The following is a 3,323-nucleotide window of genomic DNA, read 5'->3' on the forward strand; positions in this document are numbered from 1 at the left end:
GTCGCCGAAGCGCTCGGTGCTACCAGTGGCAAGGTTGAGATTATCCAGAAGCACCTGGCCGAGCATGGGACGTGGGTAGAAGTGGCTGAAGAACTGGTTGTCGAGCGCGTTGGTGGCGTTGACCTCGCTGGAGGTCTGGTAGGTCTTGGAATTCAGGATCGTTCGGATCGTGTGCTTCAGGTCGTACTTGTGGTCGGTGAAGTCTTTGGCGAGGGCTTCTAGGAGACCAGGAACGGCGGAAGGAGTCGTGGCCCGCATGTCGTCCACGGGGTGCACCACACCGCGGCCCAGATAGTGGCTCCAGACACGGTTCACGGTGGCTTTGGCGAAGTACGGGTTGTCGCGGCTGGTGACCCAGTCCGACAGGACACCTACCAAGTCAGGGCCATTATTATTGCTACTACGGCTGGAGCGCATGTTGCTGGTGTCCAGAGCTGCGCCCGTTCCCAGCAGCGTCGGAGGGGCATCTTTTCCACGGTTCTTGCCCGTGACGCTCTGGTTGTTCACACGGCCATTGGGATTGTAGTAGATCTCCGACTCACCGTCGAGGTTGCCATTGCGCGTCCCAACACGGCCCATAAACGCGGCAAAGTTCCAGTAGTCGTCGGTCGTCCACTTATCAAAGGGGTGTTTGTGGCAGCGTGCGCAGGCCATCCGCTGACCTAAAAACGCCTGTGCCGTGGTCTCCATGCGCTCGTCGGGGTTACGGTCAATCTTATAGAAGTTGGTCGGGCCATTGGTATAGCTCGAGCCACGCGCCATCAGAAGCTGCTTGACAAACTGATCGTAGGGAGTGTTTTGTGCGACAGAGTCCTTGAGCCACTCGGTGAAGAGGGCCGCACTTCGCTCTCCACTGATGTTGTTGCCTAGATTCCGCGGATGAACCCGAAGCATGTCCCCAAGGCGCAGAACGCGCATGTCCACAAACTCGGGAGAGTCCAGATACGCATCAATGATCTTGGTGCGCTTATCAAGAGCCTTGTCGGTGATAAAGGCGGTGAACTCGTCAGCCGAGGGAAGTATCCCACGGACATCCAGCGAGACTCGGCGCAGAAACTCCGAGTCGTTCGTGGGGCGCGAGGGTTGGACATTGAGGCGCTTTAGGTTCGCATAGATCAGCTCATCTATCAGATTACCGGGTGCGAGTTTTGGGTAGGGGGCTTTGTCTTCGCGAGGCAAGGTCAGCGAGGCGGCGTGGACGGTGCCCAGATAGCGCACGACGACGGCCGCACCGCCCCAGCGCTTTCCGGTCATGGTGCCTTTTTCGTCCACGGTTACCACTGCAGGGTCGCTGGTTTCGTAGTTGGCCTGCGCAGTCACGTCGCGGCTTGTGCCATCGGAGAAGCTTGCCAATACTTTGAGTGGCACGCGCTGCCCGACTTTGCTGAGCGTGATCTGCGCGGGTGTTACGGTCAGCTTGCTCAGAGTCGCGTCTATGGCCTCGTCAAAAGGTGCTCCGGCAGCGATCCAGTCGCGGATGGTTCTGTACTCAGGGGATTTTTCGGAGAAACGCTCGCCGCCAGCGTGAGCGGTCTTGTTGGTGGCCTTCATGAGAAGTAGGCTCTTCTCGGGCTCGATTAAGTTCACACGCCGACCACGACCACCGCGCACGAGGGGCTCAAAGTCATCGGCGGGTGTTAGCGTCAGTAGTGAGAGCTGGAGGCCACCGCGACCCCCGAATTTTCCGTGACAGGCCGCGACAGAGCAGCCTTTTTTGTCGAGGATGGGAGAGACATCGCGCAGAAACTGCGGTGCCGTCGCTCTGGTGTTTGCGCGTGCTCGTGGGCCGATAACGGCAAGTCCTGTCGCCAGCACGGTCAGTGCCAGTAAGATCCCACCGCGAGTCCGATTTTGAGTCATGAAAAGTCTCCCTTGAAAAATCCTAAAAAATTATCCCCTATTCCGGCACGAACGTCAATGCAGGATCGGTAGAATAGACTGAATTTGATTCAAGGAGACTATATTGGAAACACGACAATGGCTGGCCTCACTTGCGGGCATGATGATTTTAGGAGCACTGACCGTAGGTTGCGACAACAAGCCTGCGGAAGAGTCCGCACCTGCTCCGGTTTCTGCGGATGCCGCAAAGCCGATGGAAGCAGCACCTAAAGCCGAGGCACCTGCAAGTAAGCCAACGGAGCCTGTTAAGACCGACAAGCCTGCGGGAGAGCCCACAGACAAAAAGGCGGCAGCACCCAAACCTGAGACTCCTAAGATGGAGGGAGACAAGGGCATCACGGAGACCGTTAAGGACGGGGCTGAGAAAGCCAAAGCGGGCGCGGAAAAAGTCGGCGCTCTTGCTGACAAAGCGGGCGAGGCAGCGACCAAGCTTCCAGGTGAGCTCAGCGAGAAGGCAAAAGGCGCCACCGACGCAGTCAAATCCGGAGCCGAAAAGGCAAAAGCGGGTGCTGAGGCTGTCAAAGGCGGCATGGAGAAAGCAGGAAGTGCTGTGAAGGGCGCGGGCGATGCGCTCAAAGGCGCAGGCGACGCCGCTAAGGGACTTCTCGGCGGCAAGTAAGCTGCGCCACCAGCTCTCTCGCGATCTCCAGCGAGGCCGTGGCGGCAGGGGAGGGTGCGTTGCAGAGATGCAGCTGCCTCTCTCCTGCCACCAGCAAGAAATCATCTACCAGCTCGCCGGTGTTTTGTAGCGCCTGTGCACGAACTCCAGCGCCAGCGGGAATGACATCTTCTGCCCGAATCTCCGGGATCAGGGTTTGCATCGAGCGGACAAAGAGTGTCTTGCTCAGCGAGCGCAGGATTTCTCTTGCCCCTTCGCCTCCGTGCTTTGCTGCCAACTTCCAGAACGCAGGATAGGTCAGGGTCTCGCACAGCTCACCGAGGTTTAGGTCTGTCTTTCGGTAGCCTTCGCGTGCGAGTGCCAAGACGGCGTTGGGTCCAGCGTGAACACTTCCGTCGGTCATGCACGTGAAGTGCACGCCTAGAAACGGGAAACTGGGGTTGGGCACCGGGTAGATGAGGCCCTTGACAAGCGAGCGTTTCTCAGGGACGAGCTCGTAGTACTCCCCGCGAAACGGGATTATCTTGGCATTGCTAGTCGTTCCGGACAGAGTCGCGATACGGTCGGAGTAGAGCCCGCCGCAGTTAATGAGTAAGCGCGTCGTAAAATCGCCTTGCGTGGTTTGTAGTGTCACGCCATCGGGCTTGTGGTCAATCCCGAGAAGCTTTGTTTGTCGCCTCATATCTGCCCCATGCTCGGAGCTGAGCTGAGCTAGTGTCTGTGCCACTTCTTTGTAGTCAATGATGCCTGTGCTGGGGACAAAAATCCCAGCGACTCCTCGGACATGGGGCTCGTGCTCCTGAAG

3 protein-coding genes are annotated in these 3,323 nt (G+C 58.3%); 1 reads left to right on the forward strand and 2 read right to left on the reverse strand.

The window, feature by feature from the left end; genetic code table 11:
* On the reverse strand, positions 1-1,860 hold a 1,860-nt coding region (locus RMO15_RS10485; RefSeq protein ID WP_309711669.1), incomplete at its 3' end, for a DUF1549 domain-containing protein.
* Between the two features lie 103 nt (positions 1,861-1,963).
* Here RMO15_RS10485 and RMO15_RS10490 point away from each other — a divergent pair.
* On the forward strand, positions 1,964-2,518 hold the full coding sequence (locus RMO15_RS10490) for a hypothetical protein (protein WP_309711672.1): 555 nt from the start codon (positions 1,964-1,966) through the stop codon (positions 2,516-2,518).
* On the opposite strand, the gene lhgO is transcribed toward RMO15_RS10490, so the two are convergent.
* Positions 2,493-3,323 (reverse strand): L-2-hydroxyglutarate oxidase (lhgO, locus tag RMO15_RS10495; protein ID WP_309711675.1); only part of this gene is annotated, 831 nt, incomplete at its 5' end. The genes RMO15_RS10490 and lhgO overlap by 26 nt on opposite strands.

Source organism: Armatimonas sp., assembly GCF_031410135.1.
In the GTDB taxonomy this organism is placed as follows: Bacteria; Armatimonadota; Armatimonadia; order Armatimonadales; family Armatimonadaceae; genus Armatimonas.